Source organism: Paraburkholderia sp. (assembly GCF_026225065.1).
Taxonomy (GTDB): Bacteria; Pseudomonadota; Gammaproteobacteria; order Burkholderiales; family Burkholderiaceae; genus Paraburkholderia.
The window spans coordinates 1-20,062 of sequence record NZ_JAMFSB010000366.1; the positions used below are offsets into that span (position 1 = coordinate 1).

Annotated in this window: 22 protein-coding genes and 1 tRNA gene; 12 read left to right on the forward strand and 11 right to left on the reverse strand. The window is 61.8% G+C overall.

Features of this window, described 5'->3' with window-relative positions; translation table 11 throughout:
- Window positions 1-857 (forward strand): AAA-associated domain-containing protein (locus M0954_RS25380; protein ID WP_297356180.1); only part of this gene is annotated, 857 nt, incomplete at its 5' end.
- Window positions 858-920: 63 nt separating this feature from the next.
- Here the strand turns inward: M0954_RS25380 and M0954_RS25385 are convergent.
- The 3 genes from M0954_RS25385 to M0954_RS25395 form a co-directional block, all read right to left on the reverse strand.
- Window positions 921-1,436: a hypothetical protein gene (locus tag M0954_RS25385; RefSeq protein ID WP_297356182.1), complete on the reverse strand. Its 516-nt coding sequence runs from the start codon at window positions 1,434-1,436 to the stop codon at window positions 921-923.
- Window positions 1,433-2,008 (reverse strand): hypothetical protein, encoded by a 576-nt coding sequence (locus M0954_RS25390; RefSeq protein ID WP_297356184.1) that lies wholly within the window; start codon window positions 2,006-2,008, stop codon window positions 1,433-1,435. Before M0954_RS25390 ends, M0954_RS25385 begins: the two co-directional genes overlap by 4 nt.
- 204 nt (window positions 2,009-2,212) lie before the next feature.
- On the reverse strand, window positions 2,213-3,277 hold the full coding sequence (locus M0954_RS25395; RefSeq protein ID WP_122153956.1) for a sigma-54-dependent Fis family transcriptional regulator: 1,065 nt from the start codon (window positions 3,275-3,277) through the stop codon (window positions 2,213-2,215).
- A gap of 497 nt (window positions 3,278-3,774) precedes the next feature.
- Between M0954_RS25395 and M0954_RS25400 the strand changes: the two genes are divergently transcribed.
- The 6 genes from M0954_RS25400 to otsA all read left to right on the forward strand — a co-directional run bounded on the left by M0954_RS25400 (window position 3,775) and on the right by otsA (window position 8,470).
- On the forward strand, window positions 3,775-4,092 hold the full coding sequence (locus M0954_RS25400; RefSeq protein WP_122153957.1) for a YqjD family protein: 318 nt from the start codon (window positions 3,775-3,777) through the stop codon (window positions 4,090-4,092).
- Between the two features lie 53 nt (window positions 4,093-4,145).
- On the forward strand, window positions 4,146-4,412 hold the full coding sequence (locus M0954_RS25405) for a hypothetical protein (protein ID WP_122153958.1): 267 nt from the start codon (window positions 4,146-4,148) through the stop codon (window positions 4,410-4,412).
- Between the two features lie 334 nt (window positions 4,413-4,746).
- Window positions 4,747-6,150: a sigma-54 dependent transcriptional regulator gene (locus M0954_RS25410; protein ID WP_122153959.1), complete on the forward strand. Its 1,404-nt coding sequence runs from the start codon at window positions 4,747-4,749 to the stop codon at window positions 6,148-6,150.
- Window positions 6,151-6,225: 75 nt separating this feature from the next.
- The gene (locus tag M0954_RS25415; RefSeq protein ID WP_122153960.1) at window positions 6,226-6,417 is read left to right on the forward strand and encodes a hypothetical protein; all 192 of its coding nucleotides are present in this window, start codon (window positions 6,226-6,228) and stop codon (window positions 6,415-6,417) included.
- A 196-nt stretch (window positions 6,418-6,613) separates the two neighbouring features.
- A complete protein-coding gene (locus M0954_RS25420; RefSeq protein WP_297356186.1) occupies window positions 6,614-6,856 on the forward strand; it encodes a hypothetical protein in 243 nt (80 codons plus the stop codon).
- 189 nt (window positions 6,857-7,045) lie between these two features.
- Entirely contained in the window at window positions 7,046-8,470 is a 1,425-nt protein-coding gene (gene otsA, locus M0954_RS25425; protein ID WP_297356188.1) for an alpha,alpha-trehalose-phosphate synthase (UDP-forming), read from the forward strand.
- 310 nt (window positions 8,471-8,780) lie between these two features.
- On the opposite strand, the gene M0954_RS25430 is transcribed toward otsA, so the two are convergent.
- The 5 genes from M0954_RS25430 to M0954_RS25450 all read right to left on the reverse strand — a co-directional run bounded on the left by M0954_RS25430 (window position 8,781) and on the right by M0954_RS25450 (window position 13,586).
- On the reverse strand, window positions 8,781-10,220 hold the full coding sequence (locus M0954_RS25430; RefSeq protein ID WP_122155588.1) for an MFS transporter: 1,440 nt from the start codon (window positions 10,218-10,220) through the stop codon (window positions 8,781-8,783).
- 160 nt (window positions 10,221-10,380) lie between these two features.
- On the reverse strand, window positions 10,381-10,884 hold the full coding sequence (locus M0954_RS25435) for a YbhB/YbcL family Raf kinase inhibitor-like protein (RefSeq protein ID WP_297356190.1): 504 nt from the start codon (window positions 10,882-10,884) through the stop codon (window positions 10,381-10,383).
- A 264-nt stretch (window positions 10,885-11,148) separates the two neighbouring features.
- Window positions 11,149-11,595, reverse strand: coding sequence for a very short patch repair endonuclease (locus M0954_RS25440; protein WP_122153964.1), 447 nt, complete (start codon window positions 11,593-11,595; stop codon window positions 11,149-11,151).
- Window positions 11,595-12,833 carry a DNA (cytosine-5-)-methyltransferase gene (dcm, locus tag M0954_RS25445; protein WP_297356191.1) on the reverse strand — a complete coding sequence of 413 codons (1,239 nt, stop codon included), beginning with the start codon at window positions 12,831-12,833 and terminating at the stop codon, window positions 11,595-11,597. The genes M0954_RS25440 and dcm overlap by 1 nt, the downstream gene beginning before the upstream one ends.
- Before the next feature lie 435 nt (window positions 12,834-13,268).
- Complete coding sequence (locus tag M0954_RS25450) at window positions 13,269-13,586, reverse strand: hypothetical protein (RefSeq protein WP_297356194.1); 318 nt, start codon at window positions 13,584-13,586, stop codon at window positions 13,269-13,271.
- Window positions 13,587-13,741: 155 nt separating this feature from the next.
- Between M0954_RS25450 and M0954_RS25455 the strand changes: the two genes are divergently transcribed.
- Complete coding sequence (locus M0954_RS25455; RefSeq protein ID WP_074265443.1) at window positions 13,742-13,933, forward strand: CsbD family protein; 192 nt, start codon at window positions 13,742-13,744, stop codon at window positions 13,931-13,933.
- 338 nt (window positions 13,934-14,271) lie between these two features.
- A complete protein-coding gene (locus tag M0954_RS25460; protein ID WP_297356196.1) occupies window positions 14,272-14,976 on the forward strand; it encodes a glutathione binding-like protein in 705 nt (234 codons plus the stop codon).
- Window positions 14,977-14,983: 7 nt separating this feature from the next.
- Here M0954_RS25460 and M0954_RS25465 read toward each other — a convergent pair whose 3' ends face one another.
- Complete coding sequence (locus M0954_RS25465) at window positions 14,984-16,717, reverse strand: tetratricopeptide repeat protein (RefSeq protein WP_297356198.1); 1,734 nt, start codon at window positions 16,715-16,717, stop codon at window positions 14,984-14,986.
- Window positions 16,718-16,827: 110 nt separating this feature from the next.
- On the opposite strand from M0954_RS25465, the gene M0954_RS25470 reads away from it, so the two are divergent.
- Complete coding sequence (locus tag M0954_RS25470; protein ID WP_367279534.1) at window positions 16,828-17,196, forward strand: hypothetical protein; 369 nt, start codon at window positions 16,828-16,830, stop codon at window positions 17,194-17,196.
- Window positions 17,197-17,220: 24 nt separating this feature from the next.
- Here the strand turns inward: M0954_RS25470 and M0954_RS25475 are convergent, their stop codons facing one another.
- On the reverse strand, window positions 17,221-17,472 hold the full coding sequence (locus M0954_RS25475) for a hypothetical protein (RefSeq protein WP_122153968.1): 252 nt from the start codon (window positions 17,470-17,472) through the stop codon (window positions 17,221-17,223).
- A gap of 387 nt (window positions 17,473-17,859) precedes the next feature.
- Here M0954_RS25475 and M0954_RS25480 point away from each other — a divergent pair, with 387 nt between their 5' ends.
- Both M0954_RS25480 and M0954_RS25485 read left to right on the forward strand, forming a co-directional pair.
- Window positions 17,860-18,177, forward strand: coding sequence for a DUF4148 domain-containing protein (locus tag M0954_RS25480; RefSeq protein ID WP_297356199.1), 318 nt, complete (start codon window positions 17,860-17,862; stop codon window positions 18,175-18,177).
- A 215-nt stretch (window positions 18,178-18,392) separates the two neighbouring features.
- Window positions 18,393-19,367 carry an alpha/beta hydrolase gene (locus M0954_RS25485; RefSeq protein ID WP_297356201.1) on the forward strand — a complete coding sequence of 325 codons (975 nt, stop codon included), beginning with the start codon at window positions 18,393-18,395 and terminating at the stop codon, window positions 19,365-19,367.
- 438 nt (window positions 19,368-19,805) lie between these two features.
- Here the strand turns inward: M0954_RS25485 and M0954_RS25490 are convergent.
- Window positions 19,806-19,880, reverse strand: a tRNA-Arg gene (locus tag M0954_RS25490).
- Between the last annotated feature and the right edge of the window lie 182 nt (window positions 19,881-20,062).

Sequence of the window (20,062 nt, forward strand, 5' to 3'; positions counted from 1 at the left end):
AGCGCGTGGGTTTCGCCCGGGCGCTGGTCGTGGACCCGACGCTGCTGCTGATGGACGAGCCGTTCTCCGCGCTCGACGTGCTGACCGCCGAAACGCTGCGTACCGACCTGCTGGATCTGTGGACTCAGGGTCGTATGCCGATCAAGTCGGTGCTGATCGTCACGCACAACATCGAAGAAGCGGTGTTCATGTGCGACCGCATTCTGGTGCTGTCGTCGAATCCGGGCCGCGTGATCGCCGAGATCAAGGTGCCGTTCAATCACCCGCGCAATCGTCTCGATCCGGTGTTCCGCAAACTGGTGGACGAGATCTACGCGAAGATGACCGCGCGTCAGACCGACGAGTCGACGAAGAAGGGCCTGGAACTGGGAAGCTGGCTGCCGCATGTGTCGACCAACCTGATGGCCGGTCTGATCGAAATGCTGGCTGCGGCACCGTACCATGGCCGCGCGGACATGCCGGAAATTGCCCGTTCGCTGCATCTCGAGGTGGACGATCTGTTCCCGGTCGCCGAAGTGTTGCAGCATCTGGGCTTTGCCGACGTGCGCGAAGGGGATATTTTCCTGACGCCTCCGGCACGCGTGTTCTCCGAGTTCGGCACTCAGGAGCGGAAGATGATGTTCGCCGAGCATCTGCTGCGTCACGTGCCGCTCGCTGCGCGAATCAAGAAGGTGCTCAACGAGCGCCCGGGACATCGTGCCCCGCGTGTGCGCTTCGAACAGGAACTGGAAGATTTTCTGTCGGACAGCGCGGCGGAAGAAACGCTCGACGCGGTCATCAACTGGGGCCGCTATGGCGAGATCTTCTCGTACAACGACCAGACGGAAATTTTCAGTCTCGAGGACGTGGAGTCCTGATACGTCAGGTTCGAAGTGAATAGCAAAGGGGCGGCAAGGTTAGACCTTGCCGCCCCTTTTGCTTTATTGGAGATTGCCCCAGCGGTCCACAGCCGGTTCGGCCGAAGCCCACTTCCAGCCTTGGTCCTGCAGACAGGTGCTGGCGGTGTACCAGCTTTCGTGCGCGTCCGGCTTGTTGCTGTCCGCGACCGAGAAGACAAAGTCCTTGCAGATGGCGAGTGCCGACGTGAACGCACGCGTCACGCGCACTTCGCCGTGACCGTTCTCGATCGGCATCTTGTGCTTGACGCTCCACGGTTTGGTCTCGCCCACCGCCATGTTGCCTGCGAGCTGCGCCATCTCGTTCTGCTGGTCGCTGTGCATGTTGCGCATGTAGCGGGCCACGGCTTCGTCGGTTGCTGCTTGCACTGCAATGCCGACGCCGATGCCGATGGCGGGATTGGCGGTGACAAGGCCCGAAGCGACCCCGGCGGCCGCACCCACCGACGAGCAGCCGCTCGTCAGCACACTCGCGCCGACGCACAACGCAGCGGCCAGCACCAACCGCACGCGCGTGGGCATTGTCAGACGCGATTTCATTGCAGCGCGCCCCAGCGTTCGGTGGCGGGTTCTGCGGAAGCCCACTTCCACGCCGTGCCGTCGCGGCAGATCGAGGCGACGTAGAACGCGCTGCTGGCAGGCTTATCTTTGGTCGCGTCCACATCGACCGAGAAGACGATTTCCTTGCAGTCGAGCGTGCCCGCACTGATGGTGCGGCTCACGGTGACACGGCCGTGCGTGTCGTCTTCGATCGGCACGCTATGCGTGACGCTCCACGGTGCGATGGCGCCGACATCGAGTGGTCCGGCCACCTTGGCGATACCGTCTTGCGTATTGCGGTGGGCGACGCGTTCCGTGTACTGCACGCCAGCCTGCGCCGCGGCCACGGCGCCGAGGCCGATACCGGTGGCGACCGCGGCGTTGCGGGTGACCGACGAGGCGATTGCGGCGCCGCCGATACCCGCGCCTGCGGTGGCGGTCTCCGAGTAGAGCGAACTGCAGCCGCTCAGATTGGCTGAGATCAGAACCGCGACGGCCAGCGCCGTGAACGATGTGAGACTCGCGCGCGAGGTCCGGTAAGTCCTGCGCGCACTACTGTTTGATGTTTGCATTTCCCTGCCTGTGTTCCTGCCTCTGCCATGCGCGCCGCTTTGTAACGACGCGTCGAGCTGACCACGCGCCGCGCGCGACGCTGCAGCATTTTGCAGGATGCCATTTGCAAATGGGATAGGGAAAATGCAAGCAATTGCAAAAGATGATGCGCCGCGCCGCCTTTTCTGGCTTGGCTTTTCGCGCGCAGCGGAGACAGGCAGACGTCAGGACTCGCTTTCTTTTTCCTCGATCGCGTCGTCGGTGCCGTAGGTGCTAAGCCGGTTGTAGAGCGTCTTCAGGCTCACGCCGAGTGCCTTTGCCGCGCGCCGTTTATCGCCGCCGCAGTACTTCAGCGTGCCGAGAATGATCTGCTTTTGCGCATCTGCCAGCGGCGTGCCGATCCAGACACTCATTGCATCGCCCTGGGTGACCGCCTTTTTCACTCGCGAGGCGAGATGCGGGTGAGGCAGTTCGACGGATTTCTCGGCGAGAATGAAGGCCCGGTAGATGGCGTTTTTCAACTCGCGCACATTGCCTGGCCACGACCAGGTGCGCAGCGTTTCAATCGAACGTTTGCTGAAGCTCTTGCTGGTGCTTTCCTGTGTGTTCAACGCGGCGAGGAAATGCTGCGCCAGCAGTTCGCGATCCCCTTCGCGCTCGCGCAGCGGTGGCGCGCGCAGCGGAAACACCGCGAGCCGATACATCAGGTCTTCGCGCAGACCGTTTTCTTTCACGGCGATCGCTGGGTCACGGTTGGTGGCCGCGATCACTCGCACGTCGCCCTGGATCAGTTCGTTGCCGCCGACCCGAAAGAACGTGCCGGTCTCCAGCGCGCGCAACAGCTTCACTTGACGCACCGGCGCCATCTCAGTGATTTCGTCGAGAAACAGCGTACCGCCGTTGGCGTGTTCGAAGTAGCCGACGCGGCCCTGTACCGCGCCTGTGAAGCTGCCTTTTTCGTGGCCGAACAGTTCGGCTTCGATCAGTTCATCGGGGATCGCGCCGCAGTTGACGGCGATGAAGGGCGCGTCCTTGCGCCCGCTGTGATCGTGAATCGTGCGGGCGATCAGCTCCTTGCCGGTGCCGGATTCGCCGATGATCAGCGCGGTTGCGTCGGTGGAGGCCACGCGTTCGATTTGTTCGTATAAATCCAGCATGACGGGCGATGAGCCGTACAGCAGACCGTACGACTTCAAGCCCGCGACGCCCTCCATCACGCGAGACTTCCCCCCCGCCGCTGCGTCGCCGCCGGAGGCAAGTGTGGGGGAGTCCAGATCGATTGACGCCATAACCAGGTTGTCCTGTGCAAATGTGTTCGATAGTGCCGCGCAGGCCTGTGAAGAGGGTGAGCCTGTGCATTCATGCAATGGATCACTATCTCATAAAAATTGATTTAACCATCGGTGGCTTGTCACGGCAATGAGCATGTCGACGACGAATGCAGATCGAAACAAGCCACTAAAAAAATGTGCCGTGTGTTGTCGTCCAAAGAGCATGCTCGGCGTGTGAAGTGTCGATATTGCGACGGCGCGCTTACGAGGTCGCGTTTGCGACGGCCTGTCGACACGCGGGTCGTCGCGCATAGTCAGCCGGCAATATTGACCGCCGGCCGGATATCGAATCGGCACGATTGTCGTGGTTGCCGATGCGGAACTCGCTACGCTGCTGTTGATCGACTAGATTATCGGGTATGCCGTTTGCAACCCTATCACTTTTGGAACATGCGGCGCGTTTCCGGCTGCTTTGCCACGCCAAACGCGCGCTGACATAAAGATAGGAGCGACTCATGACTCACACTACACAACAGCTTGAACTCGGGCGGCAGAAGGTCGTTGACGACTTGCGGGTGCTGCTGACCGACTCGGAGGAAATACTGCGGCTCGCCGCCAACGTGCCGGGTGAGGGCGTCGAGGCATTGCGCGAGCGCCTCGGAGCGCACGTCGAGACACTGCAAGCGGCGATCGGCGACGCGCAAGGCGCGGCGCAGCGGCGCTACCGGGTTGCCACGGTGAATACCGAGCGTTATGTGCGGCACAACCCGTGGCGCGCCCTTGGAATTTCTGCCAGTGTGGGATTTCTGCTCGGCGTACTGGCGACGCGCTAGGCGGCCAGACTGAATGAATCCATTGATTACCCGCTTACATATGGAGGTTGAACATGGCACGGCCCAGGATCGGCATTTTCGGCGCATTGGTGGCTGTCGGCGGTTTGCTGGCGTGGCGCTGGGCACAAAAACACCGCGCCTCGCAGGCGCATCTGAACCGGGACCTGAGTCGCTGGGAGGACGAGGGTGGGGCGGTCGTCAGCGTTGCGCAGACTGCTCCAGCGGCAGCGGGTCCGGCCGGTGCGGCCTCCGCGACCGGTACAAACGGCGCGAGCCATCCAAACGGACTCGGCGAAGCATGGCCTTTTCCGCACAGCTGAACGGTAAGCGCCCTGTTGGAGCGGTCCGGCTGTTCTCAAAAGGGCGGCAATTGGGGTAATTGGGGTGTAAGGCAAACCTGACAATTTGCCGCAATAAAGTTTTATAATAGAGATTCATACAACAATAGGGCTATTTGGCACCACGTAACACGTATATTGTTGCGAATTCGTGCTAGGTGCGGTTTTTTTTGCAGGAGATCGGGGAGACACGTCGGAAGTTAGTGTGTCCTCACGTCGCCGCCCTCTGTTTGCGGGGACGTATCAGCGCCCAGCCGTTTTTCCATGCCTTCACGCATGCCATCCACAACCAGACCCTTCGGGCTTTCGAGACGCGATGCCACACGTATTGATTGTTGATGACGATGCCGGTACCCGCGAGGCGCTTGCTGCCATCATTGGCGAAGACGGCCTCACTACTGCCACTGCAGGCGATCTGCGCGAAGCGCGTATCCAGCTGGTCCGGCAGATGCCGGATGTCGTGTTTACCGACCTCAAGCTGCCGGACGGCAGCGGGGTGGACCTGTTTGAAGACCTCGACCCACGCTCTGGCGTCGAAGTCATTGTGATTACCGGTCATGCCACGGTGGAATCGGCCGTCAACGCGCTCAAAATGGGCGCAACCGATTACCTGGTGAAGCCGATCAACATGCAGCGCGTGAAGGCGATTCTGTCGCGCCTGCCGCGCCCCGGGGATCTCAAGGCGGAAATCGGCACGTTGCGCGGCGAGTTGCGCCGTATGGGCCGTTTTGGGCTGATGCTCGGCAATTCGCCGGCCATGCAGGAGGTCTACGACCAGATTGGCCGGGTCGCACCTACTGCTGCATCGGTGATGCTGGTCGGCGAATCGGGCACTGGCAAGGAAGTGGCCGCGCAGACCTTGCACCAGTTGAGCTTGCGTCGGAAGCACGCGTTTCTCGCGGTGAACTGTGGCGCCATTTCGCCGAACCTGATCGAATCGGAAATGTTCGGCCATGAACGTGGTTCGTTCACCGGCGCGGACCGGCAGCACAAGGGCTATTTCGAACGGGCTAACGGCGGCACGCTGTTCCTCGACGAAATCACCGAAATGCCGATCGAACTGCAGGTGAAGTTGCTGCGCGTGCTCGAAACGGGCATGTTCATGCGGGTCGGCACCACGAAGGAAATCGAAACCGATGTGCGCCTGATTGCGGCGACCAATCGCGATCCGGAGCAGGCAGTGCTCGAAGGCAAGCTGCGTCTGGATCTGTATCACCGCCTGAACGTGTTCCCGATCAGCCTGCCGCCGTTGCGCGAACGTGGCAAGGATGTCGATTTGCTGGCGCAGGCGTTCCTCGACGACCTCAACGAGCGTCACAGCACGCGCAAGCATTTCCCGCCCGCGGTCAAGGAAATGCTGATGTCTTATCCGTGGCCCGGCAATGTGCGCGAACTGAAGAACTACGTGCAGCGCGCACACATCATGTCCGGCACGGATTCCGATAGCACGGCTACCGTGCCGTTGCAGATCACGCTGTCCAAACCGGCCGCCGGCACGGCGATCACGATTCCATTCGGCACCTCGCTTGCCGAAGCGGATCGTCAGTTGATTCTCGCTACCCTCGAGCAGTGCGGTGGCGTGAAAACGCGCGCGGCGGAAATCCTCGGCATCAGTCTGAAGACGCTGTACAACCGGCTGGTCGAGTACGGCAATGATGCCAGCCGCGAGGACGGCGACGCTTCAGACGAATCGCGCGCCCTGGGCGGCGCCGACGCCTGACGTCGTTGCACCGGGGCGCTTGCGCCCCGGCATAGGCCTTGCTGCGATTGTTCCAAACGCACACGAGGGACCTCTATGCCGTTGCCTACCCGCGCTCCCGTGCTCGAGGCGCATCGCCCCGAGCCGACTGACCCGCCCAACCCCCACGAACCCGATACGGTGCCGGATCCGACCCGCGAACCGGTCGAACCCACTGCTCCGCCTATCGGCGACCCGCCTCCGCAGCCGAATGAGACGCCGCATATTTCTCGCGGCGCGTTCTCGTAAATGGCATTCTGACTCGGCTTCGCAGGTGGTGGCCACTTCGCCCATTCATCATTTCGTGGCCGCCCCAGCACGTTTCGTTCGTTGATGTACTTGTTACAAAGCCGGCGACGGTTTTACCGGCAATTTACTGTCGTGAGCCCTAGACTATGTTGATGCCGTCAACGAGGGCGGTGGGCTTCCCCAGGAGGCATCGATCATGAGACACCCGGCATTGCGGCGCTCCGCGCGCCATTCGAAGCGCGATTCGCGCCCAGGCGGCGGAGCAGGGACTTCGCCGTCGAGCGGCCCGGCTGCAGGCGCGGACGCGCCAGGGGCCGATCCAGCGGGGCAGAACCGCATTGCCCCCGACGCGCCACCGGACGGTGAGCACAACCAGGGTGGGGTGCGCCCGGAAGGCCTCGAATACCAGCGCGACCTCGGCTCCGAGCAGGACGCCTGACTGATCTCGCCGTTTCTTCATACGCAGCAAAAAATTTTCGCGCGATGCCTGCAGACGGCGGGTTTCTGCTCGCCTGTCACATTTGCACACACTTTTATTCCGCGAGTTTAGAGATACGGCACGCGACTTGCATGCACCATGACGGCACATCCCCGCATGCAACGAACAACTGAATGAGGTGGAGCACCAATGAGCAGATTGATTGTGGTATCGAATCGTGTCGCGCCGACGCAGGAAGGCCGCCCCGCAGCAGGTGGTCTTGCAATCGGTGTACTGGACGCCCTCAAGGAAACAGGCGGCGTATGGTTCGGCTGGAGCGGCGAGACGGTGGCAGAACCATCGGCGCCGGTAATCGAAAAGCAGGGCAACGTGACTTACGCGACGGTGGGCCTCACCAAGCGCGACTACGATCAGTACTACCGTGGCTTTTCGAATGCGACGCTATGGCCGACTTTCCACTACCGCAACGACCTGTCGCGCTTCGATCGTCAGGAGTACGCCGGTTATCTGCGCGTGAACCAGACGCTCGCGAAGCAGTTGAAGGAGATGGTCAAGCCCGATGACATCATCTGGGTACATGACTATCACTTGCTGCCGTTTGCGAAGTGCCTGCGCGAACTCGGCGTGAAAAACCCAATTGGCTTCTTCCTGCATATCCCGTTTCCGGTGCCGGAAGTATTGCGTAGCGTGCCGCCGCACGAAGAACTCGTGAAGGCCATGTGCAGCTACGACGTGGTCGGCTTCCAGACCGAAGCGGACCGGCAGTCGTTTGTCGACTATATCGAGCGCGGGCAGCACGGCACGTCGAGCGAAGACGGCATGGTGCACGCCTATAACCGTTTTCTGAAAGTCGCGGCCTATCCGATCGGGATCTATCCCGATGCAATCGCCAAGGCCGCGGAACAGTTCACCGACCGCAAGCCGGTGCGCAGCCTGCGCGATGGCATGCGCGGTCGCAAGCTGATCATGAGTGTGGACCGCCTCGATTATTCGAAGGGACTGGTCGAGCGCTTCCAGGCCTTCGAGCGGTTGCTGCTCACGGCGCCTGGTTGGCACGGGCGCGTCTCGTTGGTGCAGATTGCACCGCCGACGCGCTCCGATGTGCAGACCTATCAGCGCATTCGTCAGACGCTCGAGGGGGAAGCCGGCCGCATCAACGGCCGCTTCGCGCAACTCGACTGGACGCCGATTCAGTATTTGAACCGCAAGTACGAACGCAATCTGCTGATGGCCTTGTTCCGGCAATCGCAAGTGGGTTATGTGACGCCGCTGCGCGACGGGATGAATCTGGTTGCCAAGGAGTACGTGGCATCTCAGGATCCGGCGGATCCGGGCGTGCTGGTGCTGTCGCAGTTTGCCGGCGCAGCCGAGCAACTGCCTGGTGCACTGGTGGTGAATCCGTTTGATCTGTCGCAGATGGCCGAGGCACTCGAGCGCGCGCTGTCGATGCCGCTCGCCGAACGCCAGGCCCGTCACACGGACATGATGGGGCCGCTGCGCGAGAACAATCTGTCGGTATGGCGTGATACGTTCCTCGCCGACTTGCGCAATGTTGCGACGGCGTCTTCGGTGACGGCCAAAGCGGTAAAGCTCGCAGACGTGACAGCAACCTGAAGCGTTGAAGCGATTAAGCGCGCAGTACGGCGCTTAGTCGTGGTGATGACATCTCAGGTGTCGGCGGGTCCTCGCAACTCGCTGTCACGTCGAATCGATCAGGCGGTGAATCGGGGTTCAGTCCCGCCGCCCGCGCTCCACTCCACTCCATGAAAGCATCCAACCGGCGGCCAACGGGCCGCCGTTTTTTGCTCGTGCGTTGTGGACGTGCTGAAGGTAATGCGAGCCTTGAGGTTCGCGTTATGCGTGCTGCGGATTCAAGAACCCGCTGTGCGGCACTGGCTATCAGCGTCTGCGAAAATGCGCGAGCCTAAGCAGCGGCCGGCGTCGCCCGCTGCATCACGCGCAGCGTGCTCACCACCGCCGCCATCGCCGCAAAACCCGCTGCCACGTACAGCGCGACTGTCGGCCCGTGCTGTGGCACGGTGCCAAAGATCACCGCCACCAGCGCGGCGCCAAGCGTCTGTCCGGTCAGTCGAGCGGTGCTCAGCATGCCGCTCGCGCCACCGCTACGCGAGCGCGGCGCCGACGCCAGCATGGTGCGATTGTTCGGCGACTGGAAGATGCCGAAGCCCGCGCCGCACACCGCCATGCGCCAGGCGATCTGCAGCGTATCCGGATGCGTGCCGAGCGTCGCGAGCAGCAGCAAACCCACAGTCATGGCAACGAGTCCGATACCCCCCAGCAAGCCCGCCGACATACGATCCGACAGCACCCCCGAGAGCGGCGCGGCGACGATGATGACGAGCGGCCAGGGCGTCATCAGCAAGCCAGTCTGGACCTGCGACAAGCCGAGGTTGTCCTGCATCATGAACGGTAACGAAAGGAACGCCAGCATTTGCGCCGCGAACGAACAAACCGAGGTGCCGACCGACAGCGCAAACACAGGAATGCGCAGCAGGTCCACGGGCAGTAGCGGCGCGGGTTGCGTCAGCTGCCGGTGCACGAGGAAATAGCCGATCACCGCGGCGCCGATCGCTTCTAGTGCGATATAGCCCCAGGCCTCGCCGTGTCCGAGTCCGTCGACCGCGAAGATCAGCAGGCCGAATACGAACGCGTTCATCACCGCGCTCAGATAATCGTACGGCGCCCTATGGCCGGGGCTAACCGGCAACGCCTTGAAGCCGGTGGCGATGGCCACAAGACCAATCGGCACATTGATGGCAAAGAGCCATGGCCACGGCGCGATCGCGAGCACGCCGGAGGCCACCGTCGGACCGACTGCGGACGCGACTGCGACCACCATCGCGTTGATGGCGACGCCGCGCCCGAGTTGGGTCGGTGGATAAATGGTGCGCACAAGGGCGGTGTTGACGCTCATGATGCCCGCCGCGCCGAAGCCCTGAATCACCCGCGCGGCGGCGAGCGTCGCCAGCGAAGTGGACAGCGAGCAGCCGAGCGAGGCGACGGTGAACAGGATCAGGCCGCCCAGATAAACGCGCCGGTAGCCGATGCGGTCGCCTAACGACGCCAGCGGCAGCAGCGAGATCGTAATCGCAAGCTGATATGCGTTGACGACCCAGATCGACGCCGCCGCGCTCGCATGCAGGTCGCGCGCTATGGTGGGCAGCGCTACGTTGGCGATCGCGCTGTCGAGTACGGCCAGGGTAATGCCGAGCGCCACGACGACGATGGCCCAGTATCGCTGCGGCAGCGGCAGGCCGAGTTCATGGTCGGGCGAGGGGGAATGGGCGTCGGCGCGGGCGCCTGCGGGACTGGAACCGTCTTTGCCGGAAGCTTGTGCGTGCATCGTCTCAGGAGTTATGCGCGAGTCCGGGTGAAAGCGCACGGCGCGCATCCTGTGCCGCGCCTCACTGCCTCATTGCCCGGTCTTCGCTGTGTTTTCGTAGTGTTTTCATGGTGACGCCGCAGTGGCCCTGAAGCACACCGCGGCGCCACTGTGCGCGTGGCTATTTCAGTTCGTACAGACCGGTATGCGTCGTCGAATCGAGTTCGTTCAGATGAGCCATGAAACGGGCGACCGCAGTGGTCGTCTCCGCATTGATCGGCAGGTGCGCAACCCTCAGCGCGTGCAAGCGGAAAATGTAGCGGTGCGCCTTGTCGCCGCGCGGCGGCGCAGCGCCGCCGAAGCCGACCGTGCCGTAGTCGTTGCGAACCTGCAGCGCGCCTTGCGGCAGCAGGCTGCCGTCGACCTTGCCAGCGTTACGCGGCAGCGAGCGGACGTCGGCGGGAATATTGACCACGACCCAGTGCCAGAAACCGCTGCCGGTCGGCGCGTCGGGATCGTGGACGGTGAGAGCGAAACTTTGCGTGTCTTCCGGCGGTGCTTCCCACTGCAATGACGGTGAGATGTTTTCGCCATCCACACCGAACGCCTTGTCGTGGTATTCCTGTGCTTTCTGCATGAAGCCGTTGGTGGGAAAGTCGTCGGACCAGAGACGGAAATCAGCCATCATATGCCTCCTTCAGGTGGTTCCCAGATGGGGCGAGCTGCCGCAAAAAACGCGTACTGCGCATCGTGCTGACAGACTCGCGGACAAACCCGGGTGAGCCAATCGAGTGTATCACCGGCGGCTTGTGCGCCTGGTCGAGGCGGGGCGGGTTACGCTCGCCTCCCGCCGGCTTCCGGGCAGGGTTTCACTGAGAATGATTTGCAGTTTTCGGGCGGCTTATTTGCAGCGGACTTGCAAATTGAGCGTGCAAACAGAGCCGGGGCCTCAGCCGCGCTCGTCGAGCTCGGAGGCGTCGCTATGCAGCCAGTCGACCAGCCGTTGCAGCACACCTTCGAGGTCCCGATTGGCTCCACGCAATGCGCATTCCCACACTACGCCGACACGCCATCCGGCGGCGAGCAGGGCGGCGCGCGACTTCTCGTCGTTGGCGCGGTTGCGGCCGATTTTTTCGCGCCAGAAGTCTGGGCGCGTCTGTGGCCATTTGAAGAGCGGGCAGTCGTGGCCGTGCCAGAAGCAGCCGTGCACGAAAACGATGGCGCGGTAGCGCGGCAGGACGATGTCGGGGCGGCCTGGCAAATCACGGGCGTCCAGCCGAAAACGGAACCCCCGCCGATGCAGCAGGCTGCGGATCAGCAGCTCCGGCTTGGTGTTGCGTCCGCGAATGCCGGACATCATCCGGCTGCGGGTGGCGGCGTCGACGATGTCGACCATCAGTTTGCGCGCGGGCGCGCCTGCACATGCGGCAGCATGATGCGCGCGACTTCCTGCATCACCGGCATCACGACGCTATTGCCGAACTGGCGGTAGGCCTGGGTGTCGCTGACGGGAATCCGGAACGTGTCGGGAAATCCCATGAGCCGGGCACATTCGCGCGGCGTGAGGCGGCGCGGACGCAGTCGCTTGCCTTGCGAGACCAAGATTTCCGAGCCGTCCTTGTGATAACGGGCCGACAGGGTGCGCGTCACGCTATCAGGGTAGGCCATGCCGAAACCGAAGCCGTTGCCTGCCGCGCGGTGCTTTTCCGCGTAGTTCTGCAGATAGGTCCACAGATTCGACGTGAGCGTGTACTTCGGCTGCACGCGTTGTTTCGCGTGATCGAAGAAGCGGTCGTGATCCCACGGCAGCACCGGCTCGTTGCCGTCGGTACGGTGCAGGATTGAGCTGAGCCGCGGGCCGACGCTCGGCAGGCGCAGGTCGTCCCACGAGAACGCAGTCTTGCCGCGAAAGCCGACGATGATGATCCGCTCGCGGTGTTGCGGCGTGAAATGCTGGCCGTCGACGACCTTGTAGTGCACCTCGTAGCCCAGTTCGTCGCGCAAGGTCCGCAGGATGACTTCGAAGGTGCGGCCCTTGTCGTGGGAGAGCAGATTCTTCACGTTCTCCAGCAGAAACGCCGCAGGCTGCTTGGCCGCGATGATGCGGGCGACATCGAAGAACAGCGTCCCCTGGGTGGAGCACTCGAACCCGTGCGGGCGGCCCATCGCGTTCTTCTTGCTGACGCCTGCGATCGAGAACGGTTGGCAGGGAAAGCCGCCGAGCAGGACGTCGTGCGCCGGCACGTCGTTGGCGGGAAACGACACGATATCGCCGATAAACGAATGATCCGCGCCGTAGTTTTCCAGGTAGGTCTTCTTCGAGAAATCGTTCCACTCGCTTGTGAAGACGCACGCGCCGCCGTGCGCCTCGAAGCCCATGCGGATGCCGCCGATGCCGGCGAACAGATCGATGAAGCGGAAGTTAGCTGCCCCGTTTGCCGCACCATGCTTGAGCGCCGCGCCGCCCTGCAACAGATCGCGCAGCGCGGGCTCGAGCATGGACGGGCAGGGCGTGTCGCCTTTTTCCCAGCGGCGTACGGTCTTGATGTCCTTGCCGACGTGAGCAGCGATTTCTCGTTGGGTGAAGCGTGTGCGCGCCTGTTTTAGCAGCTCGAGCGGTGGGGCCTGGGTCACTAGCAGTCCTTGCTGGGGATTTTTGCGGACATTATGACCTGGAGTTGTCCCTTTTTCCGGTTTTTCCCTTCTTGGACGAGCAAAGATGGCTGAAACGAGGCGTTGTCGCTGAACGCTGAGGCAAAAATATCGCCTGGGCTGGGCATTGGTCGCCGTATTGGCACGCGAGGAGGTACGGCGACGTGGTTGGGGACAGGGCTTGACGCTGCCAGCTTGCAGACATGTCAGACAAGAAAGCTGTCCGTATGCGTGCCGCGTTAGGGAGTGTTATTGCGAGCATGATTTAGGGTTGTTAGGCTTCTCCCTAGTGACGCTGATCTCCGCGTTACCGTGTGTTCAGCCGCGGCTCCGAGTCCGCGGCTTTTTTTTACCGGGTGGTTTGCCGGTAAAAGCGGGAAACGAGGAGAGGCGCGTCCAGTCCAGAGGCGGGGACGGTCAGCGAATGCGCTGGGTCAGCGCCGGGCGTTTTTCGTGCGCGCCGAGCGGCAGCGTTTTCCATGCGGGAAGGCTGTCGGCGGGATCGAACTGGTTGAGTGTCAACAGGAGGCTGTCGACCGCGCACAATTGCGCGTGGCTCAGATGCCCAATGTCGAGCAACTTGTGCAGACGCCCGCGCCAGTAGGCAGGCGGCAGGATCGGGCCGGCCAGATCGCCGAGTAGCGAGGGCTCCATCACGCGACGGATGTGCGCAATGTCCTGATCGATAAACGTCGCCAGCAAGGCGTTGTTCGGCGCGGTCGGAATAGGGTCCATGCCTCGTTATCGGCAGGGCAAATGGCGACTTTAGGGCTGCGCGTAAAAATTTTCCGGGCGGCCTCACGGGGTGGCGCGGGGCCGGGCACGGCTGTTGCGGACATAGAAGTACTGGCGCAAGATCGCGTCGGCACTGCAATCGCATGGAGTCGAACATGAACAAAGACCAAGTGAAGGGTGTGGGCGAACAGGTCAAGGGCAAGGTCAACGAGGCCGTCGGCAAAGCCACGGGCAACAAAACCCAGGAACTGAAGGGCGATCTCCAGCAAGGCGCGGGCGAAATCCGCAAGGCCTACGGCGACGGCAAGGAACAAGCCAAGGACAACGCCAAGCGGAATGCGCCGTAAGTCAGGTGATCCGGTTTGACGGAAAAGGCGCTTCGGCGCCTTTTTTCTTTTTTCTGACGAGCTGCAACGGTCCTTGTGCAGAAGCCAAGCCGGTTAATTAGCATTACTTCTTAACTCGCATCCCGGCTGGGTCTCTTGTCGCCGATTGGCGCTTGGCTCGACTCCCTCGTCCTTGCGTGCTCATACGTCGCCACGAATTGTGGATGGCCCCGCGTTGCGCGAACCCGGAAAAGTTTTGCGGGAGCGTTTATATTGGACGCCTTGTTCCCCGAGCGCGTTTTGTCTCCGCACAGAGATCATCGGCACCGCTCCAGCCCATCCAGACCGACAAGGTTTCTATGACCGATCTTTCCGCTTTTCCCATCACCGCCAAGTGGCCGGCCCAGCATCCCGAGCGCTTGCAGCTCTATTCGCTGCCGACGCCTAATGGCGTCAAGGTGTCGATCATGCTTGAGGAGACCGGCCTCGCCTATGAACCGCATCTGGTGCGCTTCGACACGAACGATCAGATGTCGCCGGAATTCCTCTCGCTCAATCCCAACAACAAGATTCCGGCCATCATCGATCCGAACGGCCCCGACGGCAAGCCGCTACCGCTGTTCGAGTCCGGCGCGATCCTGATTTACCTGGCCGACAAGACCGGCCATTTCATCCCGCAGGACGCCGCCGGCCGCTACGAGACGATTCAATGGGTGATGTTCCAGATGGGCGGCATCGGTCCGATGTTCGGTCAACTGGGTTTCTTCCACAAATTCGCCGGCAAGGAGTACGAGGACAAGCGCCCTCGCGATCGTTACGTGGCGGAAGCGAAGCGCCTGCTCGGCGTGCTGGAGACGCGGCTGACCGATCGTGCATGGCTGATGGGCGACACCTACACGATCGCCGATATCGCGACCTTCCCGTGGGTGCGCAATCTGATCGGCTTCTACGAGGCCGCGGAGCTGGTGGGGATTGCGGATTTCCCCAACGTCAAGCGGGTACTCGACGCGTTTGTCGCGCGCCCGGCAGTGGCGCGTGGACTGGAGATTCCGAAGCGGAATTGAGGCGTGATTAGTGCGATGTCGTTCCGGCCTCGGCACGCGTCGCAAGGGCCGCGCGCGCCGACTGGATCGCGCTTTCCCAATCGCCCAGCGCTGGCTGGCGAAATAGCTGGGCGCCCGAATACCACGGGCTGTCCTGACGCTCGAGCATCCAGCGCCAGCAGGTGTCGAAACGGTTAAGAATCCAGACGGGTTTGCCGAGCGCGCCGGCAAGGTGGGCCACTGCCGTATCGACCGAGATGACCAGGTCCAGGTTGGCAACCAGGGCGGCGGTGTCGGCGAAGTCGGCGAGTTCGTCCGTGTGGTCGATGATCCGTTGGCCGAGTTCCGGCAATTGCGCGAGCTGCTGCGCGGCCGGCCCCTTTTGCAAACTGTAGAAGCGCACATGGGGGACATCGAGGATCGGCCGCAGCGCTTCGAGCGTGATTGAGCGTCGTGCGTCGTTCTTTCTCAGTTCTGCCACGTGGGGGCGGTTTCCGCCTGCCCAGACCAGGCCCACTTTTAACTCGCGGTTGGCGTGCGCATCGTGCCCGAGCCGTTCGGCCCAGCGTTGCGAGGCGTGCACGTCTGCGAACAGGTAGGGCACTTGCCCTGGCATATTCGTCAGGTCCGTCCTGAACGCGAGCGGCAGACTGAGCAACGGACAGTGACAATCGAAAGGTGGCAGCGGTTGACCCTGCTCGATCAATTGCGCCACGCCATCCAGATTCGTGACTAACCGGATCAGTTCAGCGGGGACTTCGAGCACGACCTTCGCGCCCAACGCGGACACCAGCGCCGCATAGCGACAGAATTGCAGCGTATCGCCTAGCCCCTGTTCCGCATGCAGGAGGATGGTCTTGCCATCGATCGGGAAGTCGCCCAGCCATAGCGGCTGTTCGAAGCCGCGTTGGCTCGCCTTGATGCGGTTGCGCTTCCAGCGCCATTCGTATTGTTGCCAACCTTCCTCGAACCGTCCCATTTGCAACAGGCACAGCGATTTGTTCCAGTGGGCTTCGGCAAACTCGGGGTTCAAGCTCAGCGCGCGCTCGTAGCTCTGCAGCGCCTGCTCATGCTGATTCAGGTCGACGAGCGTGAGGCCAAGATTGTTCCAGGCGTCGGCGAACGCGGGCGTGAATTCGATCGCCTTCTGGTAACTCGATTGCGCATCTTGTGGGCGATTCAGATCGCTCAATGCATTCGCGCGATTACTCCACGCGTCAGCGTAATCGGGCTGCAACGCGATGGCCTGATCGCAACTTGTCAACGCGTCCGCCGGACGTCCGAGATCGCGCAGAACGCAGGCACGATTGCTCCATGCCTGCGCGAATTCCGGCCGCAATTTCAGCGCCCGTTCAAAGCTCGCCAACGCTTCGACGGGCGCGTCGAGACCTGCCAATGCGTTGCCGCGATTGTTCAGTGCATCGACGAAATTGCTTTGCAGCGCAAGAGAGCGATTTGCGCTGGCCAAGCCCTCCTTGAACCGGCGCAACGCGTTATACGCAAAGGCGAGATTGGAATGAATCGGCGCCTGCATGCTGTTGATCGCAACCGCTTTCTTGAGCAGATCGATCCCTTCCTCGGTGCGGCCCGACTGGAGCGTGAGTGCGCCGAGCAACTGGATGGCATCGAAGTGCTTGGGCCTCAGCGTGAGAATTTCACGGTAGAGCTCTTCCGCCTCGGCGTAGGCCGCGTTTTGCTGCAGGGCTACGGCCTGCTGGAGCAGTGCGTCGATCTGGCGTTGCGGATTTGCTGGCTTGCTCATAGGTACTGACGGGCTGGGATGGCCGCGATTATCGCCGAAAAGAAGCGGGCCGGTATGAGACGCGGGAGGTCGGCCAAGCTCTCTACGTCCGTCTCAATGCCCGGCGTATCATGAGCGCGGTTGACTCAATCGGAGAGGGGACGATGAAATCATGCAGTTCACTTCTGCTGGTTAGCACGTTGGCGGCGGCGTTGTCGCTGGTGGGGTGCGCCCAAAGCGGTCCGGTTGAGTTTTCAGCTACCGGCGCCGACGCACCTAACGTGACAAACGCCGATGATATGGATTTCGGTCCGATGGACCATTCCATCGCCGCCTGCAAGGCCGTTTCCCAAAGTGCCGCGGGAGGCCGCTGTGTGAAAGTGCGGGCGTACGAAGCGTGTATGAAAACGCGCGGCTACATTACGGTGCTGGGGCCGGAGAATCCTTCCGGATGCGGACAGCCTCCGTGGGAGCAGGATGTCCGCAAGTGGCTGCAGTGACGAAGCCTTTGTAGCGTTGCAGCCTTATGAGGCGAGTTCAACTTGTGCTTGTCGGGCAGCGGGGACTTTGGTGCACAGATCGAATTCGTCGAGTTCGAGCAGCAGGCCATCGACGGTGCGAAGCTGCGCATTCGACAGGTGTGTAGTGTCCAGGATCTGATACAGCCGCTGACGCCAGTAGGCGGATGGCAGATACGATCCGCCGAGCTCTCCGTACAACGCCGGCCTCATCACGCGAGCGATGTGGGCGATGCCTTCGTCGATAAACGGGTTCATATTTTCCTCGTAGATCCTGTGATTGGCCGGGCTGTGTGTGCTTGTATCTGATACGTGCAATCCGTCTGATGAATCCAGAAAATCGCGATGCGCGTACTTTTCGTCTGCCTGCGTGAATTAGCTAGGAATCCGATCAATCATGGGAATCCATGGATTGAAGATTACCGCCGCGCCAAGCTGGTCAATCGGACGAACAGCGCGGATTTATCGCATCAATTCATGCTCTATGACTTGAGCGAACGCGTCCCGCCGATTGTGCTATTCGCCACAACAGTGAATTCGAGATTTAGGTATTTACCCTAGGTGTTGAGCCTTCTAGACTGTCATTACCGGCTGCAAATAACGTTGTTTGTAGCGCCGCACAAAACAATCTTCGGAGGTATCACCATGAAATTGCTCATCAAAGCTATCGCTATTGCTGCCGTCCTCGCTGCCCCGGTCGTGTCGTTTGCCCAGACGAACCAGCCGCTGACCCGCGCAGAGGTTCGTGCCCAACTGGTCCAACTGGAAAAGGCGGGTTACAACCCGTCCACCGCGGACGACAATAACTATCCGCAAGACATTCAGGCCGCTGAAGCACGCGTCGCCGCACAAAACGGCAACACGACCGGTTATGGTTCGAATGCCGGCGGTTCGACGCAGGCAGGAACCCGTGGCGACACGACCGTTAGCCCGTACTCGCCGCCGGTGTCTAACGCTCGTTAATTGAGCGTTGCCTGCGCTGTCGCAGGTAGGGCGTGCGTCTGGTTAGACGCGAGCTGTTAAGAATCAGGCCCGCATCTCGTAGGAGATGCGGGCCTGATCGTTTTGGTCGAGGCGATTTGCGGGTGTTGCGTGGTTCGTGGCAGCCAGGCGGAATTTGCAGTATTTTTCCGAGACTCCAACGAGGCCTGCGTGGCCCTACATCCCAGGAATCCGTTATGAACGAGCGCAAGCCGTTTGATGCAGCAGTACGTCGTTTTGTGGACGAGCAGGCCGCGGTCGCGGTCGCGCCGCCTGTCGGTGCAACGAATGAAGAGCGGGTGCGTATGGCACGCGGCCTCATGATGCGTGCGCTGGAGAGCCGGGTGTCGATTGCCGGTTTGCCGAACGGTGTCGAGACACGTGACGTGGAGATCGCTAGCGGTTTAAATGCGCGCATCTATTTGCCGCCTGGGGAATCGCTGCCGCGACCTGTGCTGGTCTACACGCATGGCGGCGGATGGGTCATTGGAGCCGTGGCGACGGTCGATCCGTTTTGCCGGTTGTTGAGCGAGGCGGCAGGGGTGATCATCGTCTCGGTGGAGTATCGGCTTGCTCCGGAGCATCCCTATCCGGCGGCGTTGGAGGACACGCTTGCGGCGTTTGACTGGGTGGCTGCACATGCGCATGAGTGGGGCGGGGATGCGTCGCGGCTGGCTTTGGGCGGGGACAGCGCCGGGGCGAATCTGGCGGCGGTGACTGCCAATCGGCTTTGCGGTGAATCGAGGGCGCATGCGCTGCGTGCCCAGCTATTGCTGTATCCCGCCACGGATCACCCGAGTGCGGATCATCCGTCCTACCCGGAGAATGCGACTGGCTACGGGCTCGAGGCGAATACGATGCGCTGGTTCTGGGAACTGTATGCGCCGGGTGTTTCGGCGGATGATACGAGCGTGGCGCCGCTGCAATTGCGTGATGTCCCGGTGCTGCCCCCGACGCTGGTGACGACAGCGCAATACGATGTGCTGCGGGATGAGGGTATCGCGTATGCGGAGAAACTGAAGGCAGCGGGTGTGGCGGTGACGCATCTGCATGCGCCCGATATGGGGCATAACTTTCCGGTGTCGCCGAGCCAGGTCGTCCGCTTTCCGCAGAGTGTGCAGACTTTGGGTGAGATAGCGGAGTGGCTTAAGGCGAACCTCGTTGCCCGCTAATCTGTGACAAAGACCGCAACGCGTTTTGGCCGGGCCACGTTTTGGCCGGGTCAACTCGAAGGCACGGACCCGGCCTGCGCGGACATCGAGTATCAGACGCTCGATTCGTTCGATTTCGCTTGATTCCATTTCGATGTTGCCGCTGGGTGCGTCCGCGATCGTGGCGAACCACGCGCGACGACGCGCCAGTAAGTACGTGACGGCGCTGCCGCGTCTCATGAAAAACTGCTCCATCTGTATGCCCGTCCGTCTGCCTGTTTCAACTAGACCTGGTTGAGGTCGGGGCGGAACTTAGCATGGGGAAGGGCGCGGGCTGGGGTGGGCGAAGGGGGTGAAAGATTGGGGGTGATGTGGTGTGACGGCGAAAGCACGCGGCCTTGTGCCGGGCGAGCGATGGAACGTCTTCGGGATCTGGGAGAGGTACTGCAGGACCGACTTTGGTCCCCCCGACAGGAATCGAACCTGTATCTAGCGCTTAGGAGGCACTTGTTCTATCCATTGAACTACGGGGAGAGGACCGCTAGCGTATCTGTTCCGCTAAACCGCTACGTTCCTAAGTCGACCCGCCGTAGCGCGGAAACACGTTCAATTCTAACGTCGGCGTAGCGGGCGCTGTCAGGCATCGCATGACCCGCCGGCACGCGTCTGGATGAATTGCGCCGCAGGGGCCAGAGTATAGCAAAGCCATCTGCGCC